Annotated in this window: 22 protein-coding genes; 1 reads left to right on the plus strand and 21 read right to left on the minus strand. The window is 44.5% G+C overall.

What is annotated here, in order from left to right; genetic code table 11:
• Window positions 1-11: 11 nt before the first annotated feature.
• From rpsS to rpsJ, 6 genes are read right to left on the minus strand one after another with little or no spacing between them, the layout of a single operon-like run.
• Window positions 12-293 (minus strand): 30S ribosomal protein S19, encoded by a 282-nt coding sequence (gene rpsS, locus ACKPCD_RS12730; RefSeq protein WP_068558985.1) that lies wholly within the window; start codon window positions 291-293, stop codon window positions 12-14.
• 53 nt (window positions 294-346) lie between these two features.
• Complete coding sequence (rplB, locus tag ACKPCD_RS12735) at window positions 347-1,177, minus strand: 50S ribosomal protein L2 (protein ID WP_086942211.1); 831 nt, start codon at window positions 1,175-1,177, stop codon at window positions 347-349.
• A gap of 34 nt (window positions 1,178-1,211) precedes the next feature.
• The gene (gene rplW / locus ACKPCD_RS12740) at window positions 1,212-1,496 is read right to left on the minus strand and encodes a 50S ribosomal protein L23 (RefSeq protein WP_068558989.1); all 285 of its coding nucleotides are present in this window, start codon (window positions 1,494-1,496) and stop codon (window positions 1,212-1,214) included.
• Window positions 1,496-2,119, minus strand: coding sequence for a 50S ribosomal protein L4 (gene rplD / locus ACKPCD_RS12745; protein ID WP_068558991.1), 624 nt, complete (start codon window positions 2,117-2,119; stop codon window positions 1,496-1,498). The genes rplW and rplD overlap by 1 nt, the downstream gene beginning before the upstream one ends.
• 26 nt (window positions 2,120-2,145) lie before the next feature.
• On the minus strand, window positions 2,146-2,784 hold the full coding sequence (rplC, locus tag ACKPCD_RS12750; protein ID WP_068558993.1) for a 50S ribosomal protein L3: 639 nt from the start codon (window positions 2,782-2,784) through the stop codon (window positions 2,146-2,148).
• A gap of 38 nt (window positions 2,785-2,822) precedes the next feature.
• Window positions 2,823-3,131 (minus strand): 30S ribosomal protein S10, encoded by a 309-nt coding sequence (rpsJ, locus tag ACKPCD_RS12755; RefSeq protein ID WP_068558995.1) that lies wholly within the window; start codon window positions 3,129-3,131, stop codon window positions 2,823-2,825.
• 730 nt (window positions 3,132-3,861) lie between these two features.
• Here rpsJ and ACKPCD_RS12760 point away from each other — a divergent pair.
• Window positions 3,862-5,655 carry an ammonium transporter gene (locus tag ACKPCD_RS12760; protein ID WP_321433425.1) on the plus strand — a complete coding sequence of 598 codons (1,794 nt, stop codon included), beginning with the start codon at window positions 3,862-3,864 and terminating at the stop codon, window positions 5,653-5,655.
• Between the two features lie 164 nt (window positions 5,656-5,819).
• On the opposite strand, the gene tuf is transcribed toward ACKPCD_RS12760, so the two are convergent.
• The 15 genes from tuf to ACKPCD_RS12835 all read right to left on the minus strand — a co-directional run bounded on the left by tuf (window position 5,820) and on the right by ACKPCD_RS12835 (window position 22,185).
• Entirely contained in the window at window positions 5,820-7,007 is a 1,188-nt protein-coding gene (tuf, locus tag ACKPCD_RS12765) for an elongation factor Tu (RefSeq protein WP_321433426.1), read from the minus strand.
• 121 nt (window positions 7,008-7,128) lie between these two features.
• On the minus strand, window positions 7,129-9,216 hold the full coding sequence (fusA, locus tag ACKPCD_RS12770) for an elongation factor G (RefSeq protein ID WP_321433427.1): 2,088 nt from the start codon (window positions 9,214-9,216) through the stop codon (window positions 7,129-7,131).
• Window positions 9,217-9,333: 117 nt separating this feature from the next.
• Window positions 9,334-9,804 (minus strand): 30S ribosomal protein S7, encoded by a 471-nt coding sequence (gene rpsG / locus ACKPCD_RS12775; RefSeq protein WP_068559002.1) that lies wholly within the window; start codon window positions 9,802-9,804, stop codon window positions 9,334-9,336.
• 48 nt (window positions 9,805-9,852) lie between these two features.
• On the minus strand, window positions 9,853-10,269 hold the full coding sequence (gene rpsL / locus ACKPCD_RS12780; protein ID WP_068559003.1) for a 30S ribosomal protein S12: 417 nt from the start codon (window positions 10,267-10,269) through the stop codon (window positions 9,853-9,855).
• Between the two features lie 294 nt (window positions 10,270-10,563).
• A complete protein-coding gene (gene lysS, locus ACKPCD_RS12785) occupies window positions 10,564-12,042 on the minus strand; it encodes a lysine--tRNA ligase (RefSeq protein ID WP_321434574.1) in 1,479 nt (492 codons plus the stop codon).
• Window positions 12,043-12,149: 107 nt separating this feature from the next.
• Window positions 12,150-13,178, minus strand: coding sequence for a tRNA dihydrouridine synthase DusB (gene dusB / locus ACKPCD_RS12790; RefSeq protein WP_276645277.1), 1,029 nt, complete (start codon window positions 13,176-13,178; stop codon window positions 12,150-12,152).
• A gap of 197 nt (window positions 13,179-13,375) precedes the next feature.
• The gene (cysK, locus tag ACKPCD_RS12795) at window positions 13,376-14,302 is read right to left on the minus strand and encodes a cysteine synthase A (protein WP_321433428.1); all 927 of its coding nucleotides are present in this window, start codon (window positions 14,300-14,302) and stop codon (window positions 13,376-13,378) included.
• Between the two features lie 109 nt (window positions 14,303-14,411).
• Complete coding sequence (hslO, locus tag ACKPCD_RS12800) at window positions 14,412-15,314, minus strand: Hsp33 family molecular chaperone HslO (RefSeq protein ID WP_068559008.1); 903 nt, start codon at window positions 15,312-15,314, stop codon at window positions 14,412-14,414.
• A gap of 160 nt (window positions 15,315-15,474) precedes the next feature.
• On the minus strand, window positions 15,475-17,586 hold the full coding sequence (gene ftsH / locus ACKPCD_RS12805; protein WP_321433429.1) for an ATP-dependent zinc metalloprotease FtsH: 2,112 nt from the start codon (window positions 17,584-17,586) through the stop codon (window positions 15,475-15,477).
• A gap of 122 nt (window positions 17,587-17,708) precedes the next feature.
• Complete coding sequence (hpt, locus tag ACKPCD_RS12810; RefSeq protein WP_288927286.1) at window positions 17,709-18,248, minus strand: hypoxanthine phosphoribosyltransferase; 540 nt, start codon at window positions 18,246-18,248, stop codon at window positions 17,709-17,711.
• 18 nt (window positions 18,249-18,266) lie between these two features.
• Window positions 18,267-19,664 (minus strand): tRNA lysidine(34) synthetase TilS, encoded by a 1,398-nt coding sequence (gene tilS, locus ACKPCD_RS12815; protein ID WP_086987883.1) that lies wholly within the window; start codon window positions 19,662-19,664, stop codon window positions 18,267-18,269.
• Between the two features lie 88 nt (window positions 19,665-19,752).
• The gene (locus ACKPCD_RS12820) at window positions 19,753-20,232 is read right to left on the minus strand and encodes a S1 domain-containing RNA-binding protein (protein ID WP_068559014.1); all 480 of its coding nucleotides are present in this window, start codon (window positions 20,230-20,232) and stop codon (window positions 19,753-19,755) included.
• 87 nt (window positions 20,233-20,319) lie between these two features.
• On the minus strand, window positions 20,320-20,754 hold the full coding sequence (locus ACKPCD_RS12825; RefSeq protein WP_321433430.1) for an FtsB family cell division protein: 435 nt from the start codon (window positions 20,752-20,754) through the stop codon (window positions 20,320-20,322).
• 107 nt (window positions 20,755-20,861) lie between these two features.
• A complete protein-coding gene (locus ACKPCD_RS12830) occupies window positions 20,862-21,140 on the minus strand; it encodes an RNA-binding S4 domain-containing protein (protein WP_321433431.1) in 279 nt (92 codons plus the stop codon).
• The gene (locus ACKPCD_RS12835) at window positions 21,127-22,185 is read right to left on the minus strand and encodes a MazG nucleotide pyrophosphohydrolase domain-containing protein (protein ID WP_321433432.1); all 1,059 of its coding nucleotides are present in this window, start codon (window positions 22,183-22,185) and stop codon (window positions 21,127-21,129) included. The genes ACKPCD_RS12830 and ACKPCD_RS12835 overlap by 14 nt, the downstream gene beginning before the upstream one ends.
• Between the last annotated feature and the right edge of the window lie 9 nt (window positions 22,186-22,194).

Raw genomic sequence — 22,194 nt, forward strand, 5'->3', positions numbered from 1 at the left:
TCCCCTCGTAATTAACGGCGACCTGTTTTCTTGTCGTCTGCGGCATGGCCACGGTATGTTCTTGTTGGAGCGAATTCTCCTAATTTGTGTCCTACCATGTCTTCTTGAATGTAAACTGGAACGTGTTTTCTTCCATCATAAACTGCAATCGTTTGACCGATGAATTGTGGGAAAATTGTAGAGCGGCGAGACCAAGTTTTGATTACTTGTTTCTTTTCGCTAGCTAGAGCAGCTTCAACTTTCTTAATTAAATGTTCATCGACAAAAGGTCCTTTTTTCAAACTACGACCCATGGTGAAGCCTCCTTTCGATTATGTGTTGCTTCAGTCAATTATTGTTGTGATAATTATTTTTTGCGTCCGCGAACGATCAGCTTGCTAGATTTAGCTTTCTTGCTACGAGTTTTGTAACCAAGAGCTGGTTTACCCCAAGGAGTAACTGGCGCTTTGCGTCCGATTGGAGATTTACCTTCACCACCACCGTGTGGGTGATCGTTCGGGTTCATTACAGAACCGCGGACTGTAGGGCGTTTACCCAACCAACGGTTACGTCCTGCTTTACCGATGTTGATCAATTCGTGTTGTTCGTTACCTACTGAACCGATTGTTGCACGGCAAGTTGAAAGGATTAAACGTACTTCGCTTGAGTTCAAACGAACTAATGTATATTTACCTTCTTGTCCAAGTACTTGAGCACTTGTACCGGCTGAACGGATCAATTGACCGCCTTTGCCTGGTTTTGTTTCGATGTTGTGGATAACAGTACCGACTGGGATGTTTGCCAATGGCATTGCGTTTCCGATTTTGATATCAGATCCTACTCCAGATTCGATTTGTTGGCCTACTTCGATGCCTTTAGGGGCAATAATGTAAGTTTTGATTCCATCAACATATTGGATCAATGCGATGTTTGCGGTGCGGTTTGGATCGTACTCAACAGCTTTGACGATACCAATAACTCCATCTTTATTACGTTTGAAGTCGATCACACGGTAAGCACGTTTGTGTCCACCAGCTTGATGACGAACGGTAATTTTACCTTGGTTGTTACGACCGGCTTTTCTTTTGATTGGTTCGATCAAAGATTTCTCAGGTGTTGTTTTTGTGATCTCTGCGAAATCAGAACCAGTCATATTACGACGGCCGTTTGTGGTAGGTTTGTATTTCTTAATCGCCACGTTTTTTCCCCTCCTATTTGATTATTTCAAAAGATTAATTTTCGAATAATTCGATTGTTTTAGAATTTTCAGTCAAAGTGATGATTGCTTTACGGCGTTTTTTTGTATAGCCTTTGTATTTACCCATACGTTTAAGTTTGCCGCGAACATTCATGATGTTTACGTTTTTAACATCTACACCGAACAATGATTCGATAGATTGTTTAACCAATGTTTTGTTAGCACGTACATCTACTTCAAAGGTATATTTCTTTTCATCCATTGCAAGCATAGAAGCTTCCGTGATGATTGGGCGTTTGATAACGTCTGTTGCTTCCATTATATAAGAGCCTCCTCTACCTTAGAAAGAGCAGCTTGTGTCAAGACTAATTTGTTGTTTGAAACAACATCCAATACGTTGATTCCTGTTTCGTTAACGACTGTTACACCAGGAAGGTTACGTGCTGATAATGCTGCAAAATCGTTGTCGTTTTCTACAACAACCAATACTTTCGTATCAACGTTAAGGTTTTTCAACACATTTGCAAATTCTTTTGTTTTTGGTGCATCGAAGTTCAATGTTTCAACTACGATCAAGTCTCCTTCAGCAACTTTCGTTGAAAGAACTGATTTGATAGCTAAGCGACGAACTTTCTTGTTTAATTTATAGCTGTAAGAACGAGGTGTTGGTCCAAAGACAACTCCGCCGCCAACCCATTGTGGTGAACGGATTGAACCTTGACGTGCACGGCCTGTTCCTTTTTGTTTCCATGGTTTACGACCACCACCGCTGACAGCGCTGCGGTTTTTCACTGCGTGAGTTCCTTGTCTTAATGAAGCGCGTTGCATGATGATTGCATCGTATACAACGTTTTCGTTAGGCTCGATCCCAAAGATTTCTTCATTCAAAGTTACTTCACCGTTTTGTGTTCCATCTTGTTTAAATAAGGCTACGTTTGGCATTTTTCTCGTTCCTCCTCTCTTTTATATTATTTGTTTGCAGCTTTGCGGGCTACTTTGATTTCGATTAATGATTTTTTAGAACCAGGTACGTTCCCTTTGATCAGGATTACGTTTTTCTCAACGTCAACCATAACGACTTCAAGGTTTTGGATAGTAACGCGATCGTTACCCATACGTCCTGCTAATTTTTTGCCTTTGAATACGCGGGATGGGAATGAAGCAGCACCCATTGAACCCGGACGACGATGGTAACGAGAACCGTGGGCCATTGGTCCGCGGCTTTGTCCGTGACGTTTGATTACGCCTTGGAAGCCATGTCCTTTAGTGGTACCAGTAACATCAACAATGTCGCCGGCTGCAAAGATATCAACTTTGATTTCTTTTCCTACTTCGTATTCTCCTAGCTCAACATTGTTAAATTCACGAATGAAGCGCTTAGGAGCAGTTTTTGCTTTTGCTGCATGACCCTTAGCAGGTTTGTTTGACAATACTTCACGCATTTCTTGGTAGCCTAGTTGTACCGCTTCGTAGCCGTCTGTTTCGTTAGTTTTAACTTGTAAAACAACGTTTGGAGTAGCTTCGATAACTGTAACTGGTACTAACTCACCGTTTGCAGTAAAGAATTGAGTCATTCCTACTTTTTTGCCTAAGATTCCTTTGGTCATGGTAACACCTCCGTTTGTTTTTTATATGATAGGTTTGATTATAATTTGATTTCGATGTCTACGCCGCTTGGTAAATCAAGCTTCATCAAAGCGTCAACAGTTTTTGTTGTTGGGTTGATGATGTCGATCAGACGTTTGTGTGTAAGCATTTCGAACTGCTCACGAGAATCTTTGTACTTGTGAGTAGCACGGATCACTGTGTATAGTGATCTTTCAGTCGGCAATGGAATCGGACCAGAAACGGTAGCTCCCGTTCTTTTTGCTGTTTCCACGATTTTATCCGCTGATTGATCAAGAGCACGGTGTTCATATGCTTTTAAACGAATACGTATTTTTTGTTTTGCCATGTTGTTCCCTCCTTCGTCAGATGTAATTCATAAGACTAGCTCCACGAAAATTCCCCGGCACACCCGCCGTGACAAAGCGACCGGGTGTGTCGCAACCTCTCGTCTCTTAGCTGCGGTTCCCGATTGTACGGTAACCAATACATTATTCATAACCATGAATGCCGTACCAATATATTATACATAATCGCATTAAGCAAAGCAAGTCTTTTCTGAAAATAATAATAAAATTAGTGCCGATTTTTTCAAAATCTTCTGCTCTTGCTCTCAGAATACTTTTTTGCCCTTTCACTATTATACAGAAACCGATCGGGATAGCAAACAATTTGAATTTCTGCCCCGCAACTATTACCGCGCCTTTTTTTATCGCGGACTGCTTTTCTCGGATTATCAGAGCCCTTTATATTTATATAGAAGAAACACAATTTTTTCGGGAGGCTCATGCAAGAATAATATTTTGTTGCAGCAGCTAGTTCATGTCAGTTTGCTTTTTCGCCACTTACATCTTTTTTACTTTTTTCATGCAGCTACAGCCCTTATCCGATGAGAGTCCGCACACCAATTGCGAAACAGAGATACATTCTTTTTCATAAAGCATTTCGGTACCTTCCCGTGTCAATTAATATCACAATGCCCGTCATCATTTAGATGATTTTCTTTTGTTCAGCGTGTACAGTTAACAACATCACAAGCAGCTGGTCACTCGTCAGATGCCAGCAGAAGGAGATTATCAATGGAGAATATAAATTACGCTGACACAACTTTCGTATTCCTTGCAACAATCTTGGTTTTATTAATGACACCAGCGCTTTCCCTTTTTTATGGAGGGATGGTACGGAAAAAAAATATCCTCAGCACAACGATGCATAGCTATGCAGCCATTGCCGTAGTATCTATCCAATGGATTCTCTTCGGTTATTCATTTGTTTTCGGTGGTTACGGACCGTTGATCGGTGATGGTTCTTTCGCCCTACTCAACAACGTTAGTTTTGCACCGATCGACTATGCACCCACGATTCCCCACCAACTATTCTTGATGTTCCAATTGGCATTTGCTGTCATCACGCCGGCTTTGATATCTGGAAGTATCGCGGAACGCATGAAGTTCCCAGCCTTCTTAGCGTTCATCCTGTTATGGACGACATTCGTCTATGATCCTATCGCTCATTGGATCTGGGGAAATGGCGGTTGGATCCGCGAATTGGATGCACTTGATTTTGCAGGCGGCAGTGTCATACACATTAGTTCAGGCGTATCGGCTTTGGTGGCAGCCATCTACATCGGCAAACGAAGCAACCATGATTCGATCAAGCCACATAATATTCCGATGACAATGATTGGTGCCGGTCTTCTTCTATTCGGTTGGTACGGTTTCAACGCTGGAAGCGCACTGGCAATCAACGACATCGCCTTGAATGCCTTCATCGCAACGAACACTTCCGCAGCAGCTGCAGGTCTAAGTTGGATGTTCTGCGAATGGTTGATCCACAAGAAGCCGACAGCGCTCGGATTTGTCAGCGGAATTGTAGCAGGGCTCGTTTCCATCACTCCTGGTGCAGGTTTCGTCAGTCCGTTCGCTTCCCTTATGATCGGATTGATCGGCGGTATCGTTTGTTTCTACGGTGTCACCGTTCTGAAGAAAAAATTTGCTTATGATGATGCGCTTGATGCATTCGGTTGCCACGGTATCGGCGGAATCTGGGGCGGGATTGCGACAGGAATCTTCGCAACAAGTTCAATCAACCCTGCTATCGAAGGCGGCTTATTGGACGGAAATATTAGACTTTTGGTTGCAGAAGTAATCAGCATCCTTGCGGTAGTTGCCTACGCCGGTATTGTATCTTATCTCTTATTAAAACTGATCAGCCAATTCATGCAACTGCGCGTCTCTGCACAAGAGGAAGAAATCGGATTGGACTATGCCATACACGGAGAAACTGCTTACGGCAGCATCGCTGTAGCATTAAGTGAACCGAACCATTCGAATTCCGATGGATCTGTCGTACTGGGCGAATTGAGAACGGCCTTCCAAAAATTTCAGGAGCGCTCTTTCACGGGTAACGGCCCCGAACTGGCTTTCGCAAACTCGAATCCAGAAGACTTGAATCAATCGGTAGTTGTGGAGTACCAAGCATCTGGAACTACAACAGCCAGCAGCGGCGCGAATAATAAAATCACCAAAATTGAAATCATCACGAACGAAAGCAAATTCGAAGGTCTGAAAAAAGCCCTCAATAACATCGGCATCACTGGCATGACAGTTTTCGACGTATTCGGCTATGGTATGCAAAAAGGCCATTCAACTTATTACCGAGGCGTCGAGACCGAAGCCGATCTGCTGCCGAAAATTCGTGTCGAAGTTGTCGTCAGCACCGTGCCAGTCCACGAGGTAGTAGCTGCTGCCAGAAAAGCATTGTACACAGGCAACATCGGAGATGGGAAAATATTCATCTATAATGTAGAAAATGTCATCCGAGTCAGCACAGGCGACGAGGGCAAGAAAGCTTTGGAATATCCAACCGAATAAGTCCAAATAAAAGAAGATCATCCGGAGTCGCATCCGATGATCTTCTTTTGTCTTGTATCAGTCCCGGTTCACGTCAATATCCATTTGTCTGAATCAAAAAAAATCCCAAGAGCAGAAGCTCTCGGGATTTTTTTAATCACATTAAATTTTATTTTGAAATAAAATTATTTAGAGATTGAAGCTACAACGCCAGCCCCTACAGTACGGCCGCCTTCACGAATAGAGAACTTAGTTCCTTCTTCGATAGCGATTGGGTGGATCAGTTCAACTTCCATAGTAACGTTATCGCCAGGCATTACCATTTCAACGCCTTCTGGTAAGTTACATACGCCTGTAACGTCAGTTGTACGGAAGTAGAATTGTGGACGGTAGTTTGTGAAGAATGGAGTGTGACGTCCGCCTTCTTCTTTTGAAAGTACATAAACTTCAGCAGAGAAAGTTGTATGTGGAGTGATTGAACCTGGTTTAGCCAATACTTGACCACGTTGGATTTGATCACGTGTAACACCACGCAACAAAGCTCCTACGTTATCGCCAGCTTCAGCGTAATCCAATAATTTACGGAACATTTCAACACCGGTAACAACTGTTTTCTTAGTTTCTTCAGCAATACCGACGATTTCTACTTCGTCACCAACGCGGACTTGTCCACGTTCAACACGGCCTGTAGCAACAGTACCACGTCCAGTGATTGAGAATACGTCCTCGACAGGCATCATGAATGGTTTGTCAGTGTCACGAGTTGGAGTTGGGATATACTCGTCAACAGCAGCCATCAATTCCAAGATTTTTTCTTCGTAAGACTCGTCGCCTTCCAAAGCTCTCAAAGCTGAACCAGCGATTACAGGAACATCGTCGCCAGGGAAATCGTATTCTGTCAACAGATCACGAACTTCCATTTCAACTAGTTCTAATAATTCTTCGTCGTCAACCATGTCGACTTTGTTCAAGAATACTACGATGTAAGGAACACCAACTTGACGAGACAACAGGATGTGCTCGCGAGTTTGTGGCATTGGGCCATCAGCAGCAGAAACTACTAAGATAGCGCCGTCCATTTGTGCAGCACCAGTGATCATGTTTTTAACATAGTCCGCGTGGCCTGGGCAGTCTACGTGAGCGTAGTGGCGAGTTTCAGTTTGGTATTCAACGTGAGAAGTGTTGATTGTGATACCACGTTCTCTTTCTTCTGGAGCGTTGTCGATTGCAGCATAGTTGGATGCTTCAGCGAAACCTTTTTTAGCTAAAACTGTAGTGATAGCTGCTGTTAAAGTTGTTTTACCATGGTCAACGTGTCCGATTGTACCAACGTTAACATGGGGTTTTGAACGGTCGAATTTTTCTTTTGCCATTTTAAATCATTTCCTCCTCATATTGAGTGCTTATAATTTGATTTAGACTGATATTGTCTATCGTATAAAGTATACCGATTTGAATCCTAAAAAGCAATATACAAGCTAAGCAACAGCGAGATTACTCTTCGCTATTTTTTCCGCTCTTCTTGATGATTTCTTCTTGAACAGCTTTAGGAACAGCTTCGTAATGATCGAATGTCATTGAGAATGTTCCGCGGCCTTGTGTAGAAGAACGTAAAGTTGTAGCATATCCAAACATTTCTGATAATGGAATGCTGCTCTTAACGATTTGTGCATTTCCGCGTGCTTCAGTACCTTCGATACGTCCACGACGAGAACTTACGTGTCCCATTACATCTCCTAGATAATCATCAGGAACTGTAATTTCTACAGCCATCATTGGCTCAAGGATTGCAGGGTCAGCTTTTTTAGCTGCGTTACGCAAAGCAAGTGAAGCAGCAACTTTAAATGCTGTTTCAGATGAATCGACATCATGGTAAGAACCATCATACAATTTAGCTTTAACGTCAACTAAAGGATAACCAGCCAATACACCATTTTCCATTGCGTCTTTCAAACCAGCTTCAACTGCAGGGATGTATTCACGAGGAACAACCCCACCGACGATAGCATTTTCGAACTCAAAGCCTTTTCCTTCTTCATTAGGAGTAAATTCAACCCATACGTGACCGAATTGACCTTTACCACCTGATTGGCGAACGAATTTACCTTCAGCTTGAACGGACTGACGGAATGTTTCACGGTAAGATACTTGAGGAGCACCTACTGTAGCTTCAACTTTGAACTCACGTTTCATACGGTCAACGATGATGTCCAAGTGCAACTCGCCCATACCAGCGATGATCGTTTGACCAGTCTCTGGGTTAGTGGAAGCACGGAAAGTAGGATCTTCTTCAGAAAGTTTCTGTAACGCGATACCCATTTTATCTTGGTCAGCTTTTGATTTAGGTTCAATCGCAACTTCGATAACTGGTTCCGGGAAGTTCATGGATTCAAGGATAACATGTATCTTTTCATCACACAAAGTATCTCCAGTAGTTGTATCTTTCAAACCAACCGCTGCAGCGATATCTCCAGCAAATACTTCTGGGATTTCGTTACGATGGTTAGCATGCATCTGCAGGATACGGCCTACACGTTCGCGTTTGCCTTTAGTAGCATTCTGAACGTAAGAACCACTTTGTAAAGTACCAGCGTATACGCGGAAGAATGTCAGACGGCCCACGAACGGGTCAGTCATAACTTTAAATGCTAGAGCTGCAAATGGCGCTTCGTCGCTTGCAGGGACACTTATTTCTTCACCGTCATCGTCAGTACCTGTGATAGCCGGAACATCCAATGGTGATGGAAGGTAGTCGATAACTGCATCAAGCAATAATTGAACACCTTTATTTTTGAAAGCAGAACCGCAAAGCATCGGGAAAAATTCTACATTACATGTAGCAGTACGAATACCTTTTTTCAATTCTTCTTTCGTAATTTCTTCACCATCAAGATATTTTTCCATCAAAGCTTCATCAGTTTCAGCAACAGCTTCAACCAATTTAGTACGCCACTCTTCAGCTGCTTCAAGATATTCCGCTGGAATTTCTTCTTCATGGTATTCAGTACCTTCATCGTTGTCATAGATTTCAGCCTTCATTTCGACTAAATCGATAATTCCTTTGAATGTATCTTCAGAACCAATCGGCAATTGAATCGGATGCGCGTTAGCTTGTAGACGATCGTGGAGAGTGCCTAAAGAGTATAAGAAATCTGCTCCTAATTTGTCCATTTTGTTTGCGAAGATGATACGAGGTACACCATAAGTTGTAGCTTGACGCCAAACCGTTTCAGTTTGAGGTTCTACACCTGATTGTGAATCAAGTAAAGCAACAGCTCCATCCAAAACACGCAGAGAACGTTCAACTTCGATAGTGAAGTCAACGTGACCAGGAGTATCGATGATATTTACGCGATACCCTTTCCATTGTGCAGTAGTGGCAGCTGAAGTGATGGTAATCCCACGTTCTTGTTCTTGTTCCATCCAGTCCATTTGTGAAGCCCCTTCGTGGGTTTCACCGATTTTATGGATTTTACCGGTATAGTACAATACACGCTCAGTCGTCGTTGTTTTACCTGCGTCGATATGAGCCATGATACCGATATTTCTCGTGTTTTCTAGAGAAAATTCTCTTTGTGCCATCTTATTTCAACACCTCTCTCTTTTAAAAGTAATTGCAAGTCCATTTTATTGGAAAAATGGTGACTTACGCAACCATAAAGCAAATTTCTTGCAAGAAAAAATTCTTGCAAGAAAATTTTACCAACGGTAGTGAGCGAAAGCTTTGTTAGCTTCTGCCATTTTATGTGTATCTTCACGTTTCTTGACTGAAGCACCAGAGTTGTTGGCAGCGTCCATAATTTCTTTAGCCAGACGCTCTTCCATGGTATCTTCACCGCGTAGACGAGAGTAGTTTACCAACCAACGTAATCCTAAAGCCATACGACGATCTGGACGTACTTCGATAGGAACTTGGTAGTTAGAACCCCCTACACGACGTGCTTTTACTTCTAAAACAGGCATGATGTTTTTCATAGCTTGTTCGAAAACTTCCAACGGGTCGTTTCCTGTAGATTCTTTAATCATTTCAAATGCGTTATATAAGATGGTAGCAGCTTTACCACGTTTTCCATCAACCATGATACGGTTGATCAAACGAGTCACCAATTTAGAATTGTAAATCGGATCTGGCATTACTTCACGTTTTGTAACTGGACCTTTACGAGGCATTCAAATTCCTCCTTCCTTAACTTTTCTATTTATAGGTTTGATGTTTAATTATTTTTTCTTAGGTCTCTTAGCACCGTATTTAGAACGGCTTTGCATACGGTTGTTTACACCGGCTGTATCAAGAGCTCCACGAACGATATGATAACGTACCCCTGGCAAGTCTTTTACACGTCCGCCACGGATCAGCACCACGCTGTGTTCTTGTAGGTTATGTCCGATACCAGGAATGTAAGCTGTAACTTCTAACAAGTTAGACAAACGTACACGAGCGTACTTACGTAACGCTGAGTTAGGTTTTTTCGGAGTCATTGTACCCACACGCGTACAAACACCACGTTTTTGAGGTGAGTTTGTATTTGTTTGTGATTTTTTGAAGCTATTGTAACCTTTTCCTAAAGCAGGAGATTTTGATTTTTCAATAGCAGATTGGCGCGGTTTACGCACTAGTTGATTAATTGTAGGCATTGATTTTCCTCCTTCCTCGATGGGATAGCTAGGTCCACACATCCAGGTGGTTCCTTTTTAGTTAAAAAAATAAATAAATCGAAATTTTCGACTTACTATTCTTTCTGTGACTATCATACACCAGTCAGCACGACTGAAAGATATGTTCAGGGATCTGTGTACAAAAATCACCTTTTGAATCATACCACGTATATTTCTGACCGTCAACAGTTTGTCTTGTTTTATTTTCAATATTTCCCGTTTTTTTTCATTTAAAAGGGCTGCCGCAAATTGCGGCAGCCCCTCACATTCAAGTTAAATTTCTAGATTTCTCATCGTAGGGAACAGCAGAACGTCACGGATTGATTGACTATCCGTCAACATCATCACGAATCTGTCGATGCCGATACCCAAGCCGCCTGTCGGAGGCATACCGTATTCCAAAGCCTCTATGAAGTCTTCATCCACACCATGTGCTTCGTCATTTCCTTGCTCTTTCTCCATCGCTTGCGCTTCGAAACGTTCTCTTTGATCGATCGGATCCGTAAGCTCGGTAAAGGCGTTTCCGTATTCCTTGCCCATAATGAAGATTTCAAAACGGTCCGTAAAGCGCGGATCTTCTTCATTTTTGCGTGCCAATGGCGAAATCGCCAACGGGTGTCCATAGATGAATGTCGGCTGAACCAATGTATCTTCCACAAACGCTTCGAAAAATTCATTGATGATATGCCCTACCGTCATGTTCTTAGTGAAAGGCACATTGTGTTTTTCCGCCAAAGCTTGCGCTTCTGCATCCGTCATCGGTGCCCAGAAATCGACGCCTGTAACGGCTTTGACTGCGTCAACCATGTGGATGCGCGGGTATGGGCCGGCCAAGTTGATTTCGGTGCCGTCATAGACTACGGTTGAAGAGCCTTTGACTTTTGTTGTAACCGTCTCGAAGATGCCTTCGACCACTTCCATCACATCGTGGAAGTCCGTATAGGCTGTATACATTTCCAACATCGTGAATTCCGGATTGTGGGTTGTATCGATTCCTTCGTTACGGAATACACGACCGATTTCATAAACCTTTTCCATGCCGCCGATCACAAGGCGCTTCAGATGCAACTCCAACGCGATGCGCATGTACAATTCCATGTCCAATGCATTATGGTGCGTGATGAACGGTCTTGCGGTAGCCCCACCTGCCATGTTATGCAATGTCGGTGTTTCGACTTCCAAATAACCCAGCCCGTTCAAGTAAGTTCTGATTTCGCTGATGATCTGGCTACGTTGCACGAACTTATTGAAGCTCTCTTTGTTGCTGATCAAGTCAAGATAACGTTGACGATATTTCTGTTCAACATTCGTCAAGCCGTGATATTTGTCAGGCAACGGACGCAATGCTTTCGTCAAATGCACAAGTTGCGTCGGTTTGATGGTGACTTCACCGGCATCAGTTTTCATGATCGGGCCAGTTACGCCAATGATGTCCCCAAGATCCGCTTGCTTAAAGATCGCATAATCCTCTTCCCCAACCACATCTTTGCGCACGTAAATCTGAATTTGGCCTTTACTGTCCTGCAAGTGAGCAAAGCCAACCTTCCCTTTTCCGCGTTTTGTCATGATTCTGCCGGCTACTGAAACGATGGTCTCATCTCTTGCTTCGATTTCCTCTTTCGTAAAAGCATCGAACTCTTGATGGATTGTTGCAGATAAATGTGTTCTTACAAAACCATTTTGAAAGGGTTCAATTCCTTCTTCGCGTAAAGCCTGCATCTTTTCACGGCGAATCAGCAACTGGTCATTCATTTCTTCTGAATGTTTTTCTTGACTCAATGAGGTCACTCCGTTCTTAAATCTTCTTGATTCATAATCTTCTTAATATTGCCAATAAAAGAGTGAAAAATCAAGCCGTCTTAGCTATTTATTTCGATTTTTTCGAATGTACGCGCTTCTTTTGAAGCTTCGCGTTCCTCTACTTCGAAAATGAAGCGATCCAACAAGTCAACTACTTCTTGTTGTCTGGATGCTGATGTGACTGCAGCTTTTGTTTTTGAAGCACGCGGAATGCCTTTCAAGTAATAAGCCGCGATGCTACGGAACTCTTTGACAGCTACGGTTTCGCCCTTAAGATCGGTCAATCTGTCCAAATGCAGTTTTGCAATTTCCAATTTCTCGCGCGGGGTCGATTGCGGCAACATTTCTCCAGTTTCCAGATAATGGACTGTCTGTTTGATCATCCAAGGGTTGCTCAAGGCAGCGCGGCCTATCATAACACCATCCACGCCCGTTTCATCCATCATCCGTTTCGCATCCTCAGGTGACTTCACATCTCCGTTCCCCAATAACGGGATACGCTTCAAAGCCTGTTTAACGTCCTTGAAGATGTTCCAGTCGGCGTGTCCTTCATACATCTGTACACGCGTGCGTCCATGCATCGCAACCGCGGCTGCACCAGCGCGTTCTGCCGCCAAAGCATTCTCCACTGCAAAAAGATGATCGGAATCCCAACCCGTCCGCATTTTTACGGTAACCGGCTTATCCACGGCATCCACGACAGCGGAAACCATTTCATAGACTTTGCCCGGATCCAACAACCACTTGGCTCCTGCTTCCGCCTTGATCACTTTGCTGACGGGACAGCCCATGTTGATGTCGATGATGGCCGCTTCCGTGTTTTCCGCCACGTATTTTGCCGCTTCAACCAGGGTATCCTTATTGCCACCCATGATTTGGACACTCAGCGGATATTCGTTAGGCTCGATGTGTAGCATCCGTAAGGTCTTCTCATTGCGGAATTGAATCCCTTTGTCGCTTATCATCTCGCAGACAACCAAGCCCGCGCCCATTTCTTTAACCGTGACACGGAAGGCCGCGTTGCTGATCCCGGCCATAGGTGCCACTGCAACGGGGTTATTGATTTCAATATTACCGATTTTATACATTTTTTACTCCCTTATTTATTTATTTATTTATTTATGTTGATTCCATCCATTTTTTGGATGCTAAAAAACTCTTGGACCATTCTATCATCTTACAATCCGTAAGAAAAGAAAAATATCTTATCCAATTATGTATGGTGACTCGCCGATAAGAAAAAAGAACAAGCCATCCGATCGGCCTGCCCTTCTTTTTCCATCTATTATTCTACGCTGAACAGAGGCGTGGACAGGTAGCGTTCTCCGTTATCCGGTGCCACCGTCACGACAGATTTGCCTTTGCCTAAACGGATGGCCACTTCAATCGCACCAGCGATGGCAGCCCCACCTGAAATGCCCACCAGAACGCCTTCTTCCCGCGCAACACGGCGAGCCATTTCGAAGGCTTGTTCATTGGAGACTTGGACAATACCGTTGTACAGTGTCGTATCCAATACAGACGGGATGAATCCGGCTCCGATACCTTGTATTTTATGCGGGCCTTTCGGCTTTCCGCTCAACACAGCCGATTCGGTCGGCTCCAGTGCATATATTTCCACATTCGGATTGGCTTTGCGCAAAGCCTTGCCGACTCCTGTAACGGTTCCTCCCGTTCCCACTCCGGCAATAAAAGCATCCGGCGTCTTGCCTTCGAAGGCTTCGATGATTTCCGGCCCGGTGATGGCTTCATGCACAGCAGGGTTGGCAGGGTTGTCGAATTGCATCGGCATAAAGTGTTCCGGTTGCGCTGCGATTTCCCTTGCTCTTGCAATCGAACCATTCATTCCTTCCGCTCCTGGCGTCAGAACCAATTCTGCGCCGTATGCTGCCAACAGTAAACGTCTTTCCATGCTCATCGTATCCGGCATCACAAAAATGGCTTTGTAGCCTTTCGCAGCAGCCAACATGGCCAAACCCACTCCTGTATTTCCGCTTGTCGGCTCAACGATTGTATAACCGGGTTTCAGAAGTCCTTCTTCTTCAGCCACTTCAATCATATTCAGAGCGATGCGATCTTTCACGCTTCCGCCCGCGTTGAAAGACTCCAACTTGACGTAAACATCAGCCACACCCTCAGGCACAACTTTATTCAGTTTGATTATCGGTGTTTCCCCTATCAAACTCGCAATTGAAGAGACTATTTTTACCATGTCGATTCCTCCAGCTAAGCTAAATTTTACTGATCACTTCCATCAAACGAACAGATTAGTTTCATTGTAGGTTACGCGAAACCGCATTACAAGTGAAACGCTGGCTAATTTAGATGTTGGCGGCACGCTTCTCATCAATGGCCGTAACCAATTCCTGAAGATCAGCTTCCGAATAATGGTATTTTTCGCCACAGAAATGGCAGACCACTTCAGCCCCGTGATCCTCAACAATCATCTCATGAAGTTCATCTTTACCGATTGAACTCAAACCACCAGCGAAACGTTCTCTTGAACAATCGCAGTGGAAACGAACCGGCATCTTTTCCAGGACTTCCACATTTTCTTCGCCCAATATACGCGCCAAGATCTGTTCAGGCGTTTCACCGTTTTCCATCAATCTGGATACTAAGGGAATAGCTGCGATATTTTGTTCCACTTTTGTGATGGCTTCATCGCTGGCATCAGGCATCACTTGAATCATGAATCCACCAGCCGCTTTGATCGAATCATCCGTATCAACCAGTACGCTTAACCCGATAGCTGAAGGGATTTGCTCAGAATTTGCCATATAGTAGGTGAAATCCTCGCCCAATTCGCCGCTGACCAGAGAAACTTGTCCCGTGAACGGTTCCTTCATACCCAGATCTTTGATGACGGTCAAAGTACCTTCAGTCCCCACAACTGCGCGTACATCCAGTTTGCCATCACCGTTCAATGCAAGGTTGACATTCGGGTTAGAAATATAGGCTTTGATATCGCCTTTTCCGTTCGCATCAGCGAGTATACGGCCCCCCAAGCCATCTCCGTTCACGATCACGGTCATTTTTTCCTCATTCTTCAATCCAGCCGCAGCCAGCAACAAAGTCCCCACCATTGTGCGGCCCAAAGCTGCAGAAGAGGCACTCCATGTATCATGCCTTTTTTGAGCCTCAGCAACCGCTTCTGTAGCGTCGATCGCATAGGCCCGGAATTGTCCTTCATAGGCTAACGCCTTAATTAAATAACTACTCATGTATAATCCTCCATTGCATTCTTAATTTGTTTCTCTATCATTCTACTATAGGTCAAGCTGAAAGCAACCACACTTTGCTCACTTGGTACTGTGAAACCACGCGGTGATGACAAAAAGTCCGGGATTTTCGTCCCAGACTTTTCGCAAAATTCTATTTGTTTTATTTTTCTTCAGTATCTGTGTCTTGATTTTCCGATTCATTTTCTGCTTTTCCATCGGCAGCAGGTAATGAATCTTGGGATTCATCATCAGCAAGCATCTGCTCTTCCTGATGAATTTTTTCAGCTTCTTTCTTTTCAAGGGCCCGTTTGGCCTCTTCAAAAGACTGTGCTTTTTCGCTTGGATATTCCTCTGTATTTGAGTCCGAAGGCATTTGGCCGGTTTCGAACAGGCTGCGGATTGTTTTCTCATCCAATGTTTCCAGTTCCAACAATTTCTCAGCGATCAAATTCAGTTGTTCACGGTGTTCTTCGATGATTTGACGCGCTCTGATATGCGCATCATTCATCATACGACGGACTTCCGAGTCGATTTGGTAAGCAATATCTTCAGAGTATGCTTTGGTTTGACCGTAGTCACGACCGACGAATACTTGATGATTTCCTTCATACTGTACAGTACCCAACTTATCACTCATACCGTATTCGGTAACCATGCTTCTGATCAAGCCCGTAGCCTGTTCGAAGTCGTTGCTGGCGCCCGTAGTTTGGACGTTGAAGACAACTTCCTCCGCTACACGTCCACCAAGCAATCCGACAACTTGTTCCAACAACTCATCCTTCGTCATGAGGAATCGATCTTCTTTCGGAAGCATGATTGCATATCCACCCGCGCGACCGCGTGGAACGATCGTAACTTTGTGGACAATGCGCGCATCGCTCAGTACCATACCGACAATCGTGTGGCCGGCTTCATGGTAGGCAACCATTTCGCGTTCGCGCTTGCTGATGACACGATCCCGCTTGGCAGGGCCGGCGATGACACGGTCATGCGCCTCATCCACATCAAGGGCATCAATTTTTGTTTTGTTCCGTCTGGCTGCAACCAACGCAGCTTCGTTCAACAGGTTTTCCAGATCTGCTCCAGAGAAGCCTGGTGTTTGTTGCGCGACAACTTTCAGATCGACATTGCTTGCCAACGGTTTGTTGCGGGAATGTACTTTCAATATCGCTTCACGGCCTTTTACATCCGGTCTTCCCACCAAAATCTGGCGGTCAAAACGGCCTGGACGAAGCAATGCCGGATCGAGTACATCGGAACGGTTTGTTGCGGCAATTACGATGATGCCTTCATTACCTGAGAAACCGTCCATCTCAACTAACAGTTGATTCAGTGTTTGTTCGCGTTCATCATGGCCGCCACCCATACCGGCGCCACGTTGACGCCCAACTGCATCGATTTCATCGATGAAGATGATTGCAGGAGCAGCTTTTTTGGCTTGATCGAACAAGTCACGCACACGGCTGGCACCGACACCGACAAACATTTCTACGAATTCAGAACCGGAAATCGAGAAGAAAGGCACACCAGCCTCACCAGCGACAGCTTTGGCCAATAAGGTCTTACCTGTACCTGGAGGTCCTTCAAGCAAAACGCCTGCCGGAATTCTTGCGCCAAGTGCAGTGAAACGACGTGGATCCTTCAAAAATTCAACTACTTCAACAAGCTCTTGTTTCTCTTCTTCTGCACCAGCAACGTCAGAAAAACGAACTTTGATAGGCTTTTTGGTGGCATCTTCAGACTTCGTTTTGCCGAAGTTCATCACATTGCGGTTACCGCCTTGTCCGCCTCCAGCTTGACCCATCATCATGTACATGAAGAATATGAAGATGACGATCGGTAATACGCTGAACAGGATACTGATCCATGCACCGGACTGATCTTCTTCCAACGACACCATTTGTGTTTCCGTCGTTTCAGCGCTTTCCGTGATTTGTTTCAGTGTTTCGTCATTCGGTAAAACTCTGGTTGTAAAATTCTTTGTTGTTGTACTGGTCGAATCATCAAACAATAGTAAATCGCTTGACGAATCAGCCACTTCCAGTTCTTGTTCGCTGCGGTACTCACCGCTGATTTCATAAACGCCTGCACCCGGTTGGATCGTAAAATTATCCACCTCTTCCGAGTTCAATGCATCCATAAATTCGCTTGATGAAATTTCTTGGCTCGTCTCTGTTTCCATGCCGCCTGTAATCATCGAAACCACTGCAATGATCGCAAGGAAGATCAGAACATAAAAGCCGCTGCTTTTAAGAAAATTATTTTTTTTCATTAGAACCTCCTCGTCAGATATCGTTCTTCGCAGACTTTATCTTACGTCTCATCTTTTTTGTGTGCTCAATATACTAGTATCCCATTAATCATATCATATCTGACCAATTTTAACGAATGATTTTACTCATAAACTTCGGTTTTTAGAATACCGATATAAGGGAGATTGCGGTACTTTTCGTTGAAGTCCAATCCGTATCCAACAACGAACTCATTCGGAACGTTGATACCAATGTAATCCGCTTCCAAATCCACTACGCGGCGTTCTTTTTTATCCATCAACGTGACTACTTTTATGGATTTGGCTTTACGGTATTTGAATATTTCAATCAAGTAGCTTAAAGTCCGCCCAGTATCAATGATGTCCTCCACAATCAACAGATCGCGTCCGTCCACGGTCGTATCCAAATCTTTCAGGATTTTCACATCGCCGCTTGATTCCATTCCCGCTCCATAGCTGGAAACGTCCATGAAATCCAGCTCCAGGTCGCAGTCCATAGCACGCGATAAGTCGGTCATGAACATGACGGCTCCTTTCAGTACACCGATCACTAATGGATTTTTCCCTTCATATTCTTTCGTCAATTGCGCGCCCAAGTCTTTGACTACTGCGCTGATTTCTTCTTCACTGTATAATACTTCCTCGATATCAGGATGCAACATTTCTTTCACCTCAAAAAATTATTTTATGTAGATCAATCTGTAACACGTTTGTTCGTTGTCATTCTCGGACAACCAGACGGACTGGGCATAGCCCGGCACCCATAAGATACGTCCCTCGCCATCAGTGACGATACAGGCTTTTCGTCTTTCTTCATCCGGAATTTTTTTATCCACAAAAAGCCGGCTCACTTTTTTTGTGAATGGCTGGTCTTTGTTCAAAACGATCTTATCCCCCGAACGCCGGGAACGCACAGTAATAGGCATATATGCCGTTTCGTCCTTGATGACGACGCTTAGAGCATTCTTCGGAAGTTCTTTTGAAAACGCATTATCGCTATGAAATAATCCTATTCTACCATGATATGGCAAGGTTACCCATTTATTTAGCTCCAATTCTTCAGAAAAAGCAGAAAAAGCGGTTCTGGCCGAATCAGGGGATAAGAAAATAAGTTTATCATACCTTTTTCTGGCCTGCCACCCTCCCACCAAAGATATTTGCTTTTGCGGAGATTGGTTCTTGGCAAGATCCATCACAGCAGTCAGTTGGCTCCTCCGGAAGTCATATCCTGCCGGTATCAGCTGTTCCGTCACAAAATAGCTGAGCACAAGCCGCTGCAAGGAAATGTCACAGGCCTGCCACCCGACCAGATCCAAAACCCAATCCGCATCATCTCTGGTGAACAACGAGCGAAAAGAATCCGCTACAATTGGCTGAACGACCTTCAACACATCCTGGAGATCTTCCGAAAAATCGCCGAAATGCCTGGATGCCTGTTGGTTTTCCAACTGCAGCAACGGGATGATGCTGTTCCGGTATCTGTTCCGCGAAAACGTCAGTTCCGAATTGGTGCTGTCTTCCAGATAAGGGATTCCGGCCATCCCGCAGATCCGGTAGAGATCGTCTTTTTGGAACGACAGCAACGGACGAACGAGTTGCCCTCGGCCAAAAGCGCGTGAAAAAGCGATGCCTGATATGCCCTTCAACGTGCTTCCCCTCACCAAACGCATCAGAATCGTCTCCAGCTGATCATCCGCATGATGCGCTGTCACCAAGTGGGTCGCTGGCCATTTTTGCATCATGTCGGCAAAGAAGGCATAGCGGAATTCCCTTGCTGCCATTTCCAGGTTTGACTTCGGATGTTTTTCTTCTGACCAATGTTCGGCGAAAAAAGCTATTCCTTGATTCCTGCAGTAGTCTTTAATCATCCGGAATTCATCATCTGATTCTTCCCTGAGATGATGGTGGACATGCACCACTGCGAACTGTGGTTGCCATTCCCGCGGCAATTGTTGGATTAGCCCCAATAATGCCATGGAATCTACGCCGCCGGATACCGCTACAAGCAAGCGGCTTTCTTTTTCCCATAGTCGGTGACGTTCCACTTCTTTGCATAGACGCAGAATATATTCCTGCATAGCACCCCTGCTTTCTTTCTTCGTAAAGCAAAAAAGAGGGTGTGACAATCGGTTTCCCTTTTGCCCATCCTCTAGAAATTACTGTTTTCTATCCACGTCTGCCGCCACGGCCTCCGCGTTTGCCTTCCGTATTGCGTTTGATGGAAGTCAAACGGTCTTCGCTATCCTTCAAGAAGCTGCTCATCAACGAGTCAAAGTCGTTTTTAAGACCTTTATCCTGATGGGCTGAGAAATCTTTTCTGCCTTTAGAAAAAGAGCCTTCCGGGCGAGGAGTTGTACTTTTTTGATACGGTCTGCTTTCTCGTTGAGGTCTGGAAACTTCCCCTGCTGGCTTGTCCACAGCTTTACGGATGGATAAACCGATCTTCCCATCATCCGCAATGGACATCACCTTAACGGTCACTTCATCGCCAACCTTCAAAACGTCCTTTATTTCCTTTACGAAAGTATCAGAAATTTCACTAATATGAACTAGTCCTGTCTTACCGCCACCTAAATCAATGAATGCACCAAAATTTGTAATCCCTGTAACTTTTCCTGATACTTTGTTACCAACTTCTATTGACATAAAAAAAAAGTTCCTCCTTCATTTTTGCTCAACTAATTATACCATGGATTATGCAGAAAAAAATAGAATCTTTATCCATCGATGTATTCATGAATCCAAATCTTCCGCATTCTCTTGTTTCTCGGCCATTTTTGTCTGATTATCCTCTGGCAAACTAAAGATGATCTCGCCGTCTCTGCTCAAATAATATTTACCGCGTGCCAATTTGGCGATGTATTCGTCATCCTGCAACAGTTTGACTTCATAAGTCAATTGCGTATTTTCGTCCTCAGCCTGTTTTTTATCAGTTTGGGCCAAAACGATTGCAGCATCCAACTTACGGATTTCCAGCCAGTTTCCGACTGTTTTCCACAGGCACGGCACAATCAGGGCAGCGCCGACGACAAAAATCAGGGATAATCTTCTCATATGGGCTTTCTTTTCCCTCTGAAATATACGTTTCTGACTGTGCTGCGCCTTCGTAAAATCATTTTGCATCACGGTTACGTTGTCAGCTGTCTTTTTTTCCGTCTTTTCCTTCACCCTGATCGCCTCCTTGAAAACTTCCACAATCCCGTTATCTCTGAATAGTTTTACTCATGTAAAAGTATAGAAGAAACGGCGCGGATTGTCCATGGCCTTTCGCATCATCAGAAGCGATTTTCTTCCGTTCTGGGTGCGACCGTTTCGCTGACGAGGGTATACATTTCCTGCGCTTCATCCTTTTTAGTCGTTTCCACAATTTTGTCGATGCGAACGACGACGGTTTTGTTTCCGAACTGCAGCGTCATTTCATCTCCGACTTTGACAGTCGAACTCGATTTTGCTTGCTTTCCGTTGATCAGGATGCGCCCTTTGTCCGCCACTTCTTTGGCGACCGATCTGCGTTTGATCAAGCGGGATACTTTCAAAAATTTATCTAGTCTCATCGGAATTCCCCTTTTCTTTTGCTTTTATCGCTTGCCACATCTTATCGATTTCCTCGATCGTATCAGCCTTCACTCCGTCAAAAACATGCGGATGGCGTCTGCGTAACTTTTTGTTCAAGGTTTCCAGGATATCCTCCATCGTGAAAAACCCTTCACGCTCGCTGAATGAGGCGTGATAGAAAACCTGGAGCAGAATATCGCCCAACTCTTCGATCAGGTTATCGATATCATCGTTCTGGATCGCTTCGGCAACTTCTTCGCATTCTTCCTTCAGATAGGGCAATAAGCTTTCGTGCGTCTGCGATTGCACCCAAACATCTTTTTCTACGATGGCATCCATGTAAGCTTGGGTCAACTCAAAGCTTTTCGTTCGCTCATCTTTCTCAAGCGGTGGAACATACAAGGAGAGCAAGTTGTGCACGCCCTCTAGCCTGTCCATCTCGTACAACGGGCACCAAGTCACTTTCTGCATCTTTGTCCCTGCCGCATCGACCAATGCCACTTGGTGTTCATCCGGATATTTCTCCATCAGCTTCAATTTTACATCACTGGCCACAAATTCATTGAAAACTTGCATGATGATCAGGTGATTGCCTAAGCTCAGCTGGTCCTGGTGGAAGGTCAACCCATCCACCAATTGGAAACCCTCGATCGGATCGATGGCTACCGCCTGAAAGAAATCGTCGATGAAACTCTTCCCCCCGACGATTTCCACTTCGATCCCCGCCTCGTTCTCCAGCAGATGCTTGACGGAATCCTCCGCAACCAACGGGTGTCCCGGTACTGCATAAATCAGATCCTGCGTTTTTGCCTTTTCCAATAACTGATCTGCGATCTGACGGTATACGTCATCAAAATTATCCTTCGATTCATATATGTCATCAAGACTTTCAAACTGCACGCCTGCAGCCTTCAGATTTTCAACGACCGGGTGCTCTTTGGTCCGCAGATGGACGAAGTCAGCTGCCAGCAAGCGACTGTGTACGCCATAAGGCAGTTGTTCCAAATCTCCGGCTCCAAGCCCCATTATTTCAATTTTACCCATATAATTCTC

Source organism: Trichococcus flocculiformis (assembly GCF_963662535.1).
Taxonomy (GTDB): Bacteria; Bacillota; Bacilli; order Lactobacillales; family Aerococcaceae; genus Trichococcus; species Trichococcus flocculiformis.

Coding starts and splice junctions, on each gene's coding strand:
- cysK (WP_321433428.1), bottom strand. CDS start 14,302: ATGGTAAAAATAGTCTCTTCAATTGCGAGTTTGATAGGGGAAACACCG.
- ACKPCD_RS12830 (WP_321433431.1), bottom strand. CDS start 21,140: ATGAGACTAGATAAATTTTTGAAAGTATCCCGCTTGATCAAACGCAGA.
- hslO (WP_068559008.1), bottom strand. CDS start 15,314: ATGAGTAGTTATTTAATTAAGGCGTTAGCCTATGAAGGACAATTCCGG.
- lysS (WP_321434574.1), bottom strand. CDS start 12,042: ATGAATGACCAGTTGCTGATTCGCCGTGAAAAGATGCAGGCTTTACGC.
- ACKPCD_RS12835 (WP_321433432.1), bottom strand. CDS start 22,185: ATGGGTAAAATTGAAATAATGGGGCTTGGAGCCGGAGATTTGGAACAA.
- rplW (WP_068558989.1), bottom strand. CDS start 1,496: ATGGAAGCAACAGACGTTATCAAACGCCCAATCATCACGGAAGCTTCT.
- rpsS (WP_068558985.1), bottom strand. CDS start 293: ATGGGTCGTAGTTTGAAAAAAGGACCTTTTGTCGATGAACATTTAATT.
- tilS (WP_086987883.1), bottom strand. CDS start 19,664: ATGCAGGAATATATTCTGCGTCTATGCAAAGAAGTGGAACGTCACCGA.
- rpsJ (WP_068558995.1), bottom strand. CDS start 3,131: ATGGCAAAACAAAAAATACGTATTCGTTTAAAAGCATATGAACACCGT.
- rplD (WP_068558991.1), bottom strand. CDS start 2,119: ATGCCAAACGTAGCCTTATTTAAACAAGATGGAACACAAAACGGTGAA.
- rplC (WP_068558993.1), bottom strand. CDS start 2,784: ATGACCAAAGGAATCTTAGGCAAAAAAGTAGGAATGACTCAATTCTTT.
- tuf (WP_321433426.1), bottom strand. CDS start 7,007: ATGGCAAAAGAAAAATTCGACCGTTCAAAACCCCATGTTAACGTTGGT.
- fusA (WP_321433427.1), bottom strand. CDS start 9,216: ATGGCACAAAGAGAATTTTCTCTAGAAAACACGAGAAATATCGGTATC.
- hpt (WP_288927286.1), bottom strand. CDS start 18,248: ATGTTGCATCCTGATATCGAGGAAGTATTATACAGTGAAGAAGAAATC.
- dusB (WP_276645277.1), bottom strand. CDS start 13,178: ATGTATAAAATCGGTAATATTGAAATCAATAACCCCGTTGCAGTGGCA.
- rpsG (WP_068559002.1), bottom strand. CDS start 9,804: ATGCCTCGTAAAGGTCCAGTTACAAAACGTGAAGTAATGCCAGATCCG.
- ftsH (WP_321433429.1), bottom strand. CDS start 17,586: ATGAAAAAAAATAATTTTCTTAAAAGCAGCGGCTTTTATGTTCTGATC.
- ACKPCD_RS12820 (WP_068559014.1), bottom strand. CDS start 20,232: ATGTCAATAGAAGTTGGTAACAAAGTATCAGGAAAAGTTACAGGGATT.
- ACKPCD_RS12760 (WP_321433425.1), top strand. CDS start 3,862: ATGGAGAATATAAATTACGCTGACACAACTTTCGTATTCCTTGCAACA.
- rpsL (WP_068559003.1), bottom strand. CDS start 10,269: ATGCCTACAATTAATCAACTAGTGCGTAAACCGCGCCAATCTGCTATT.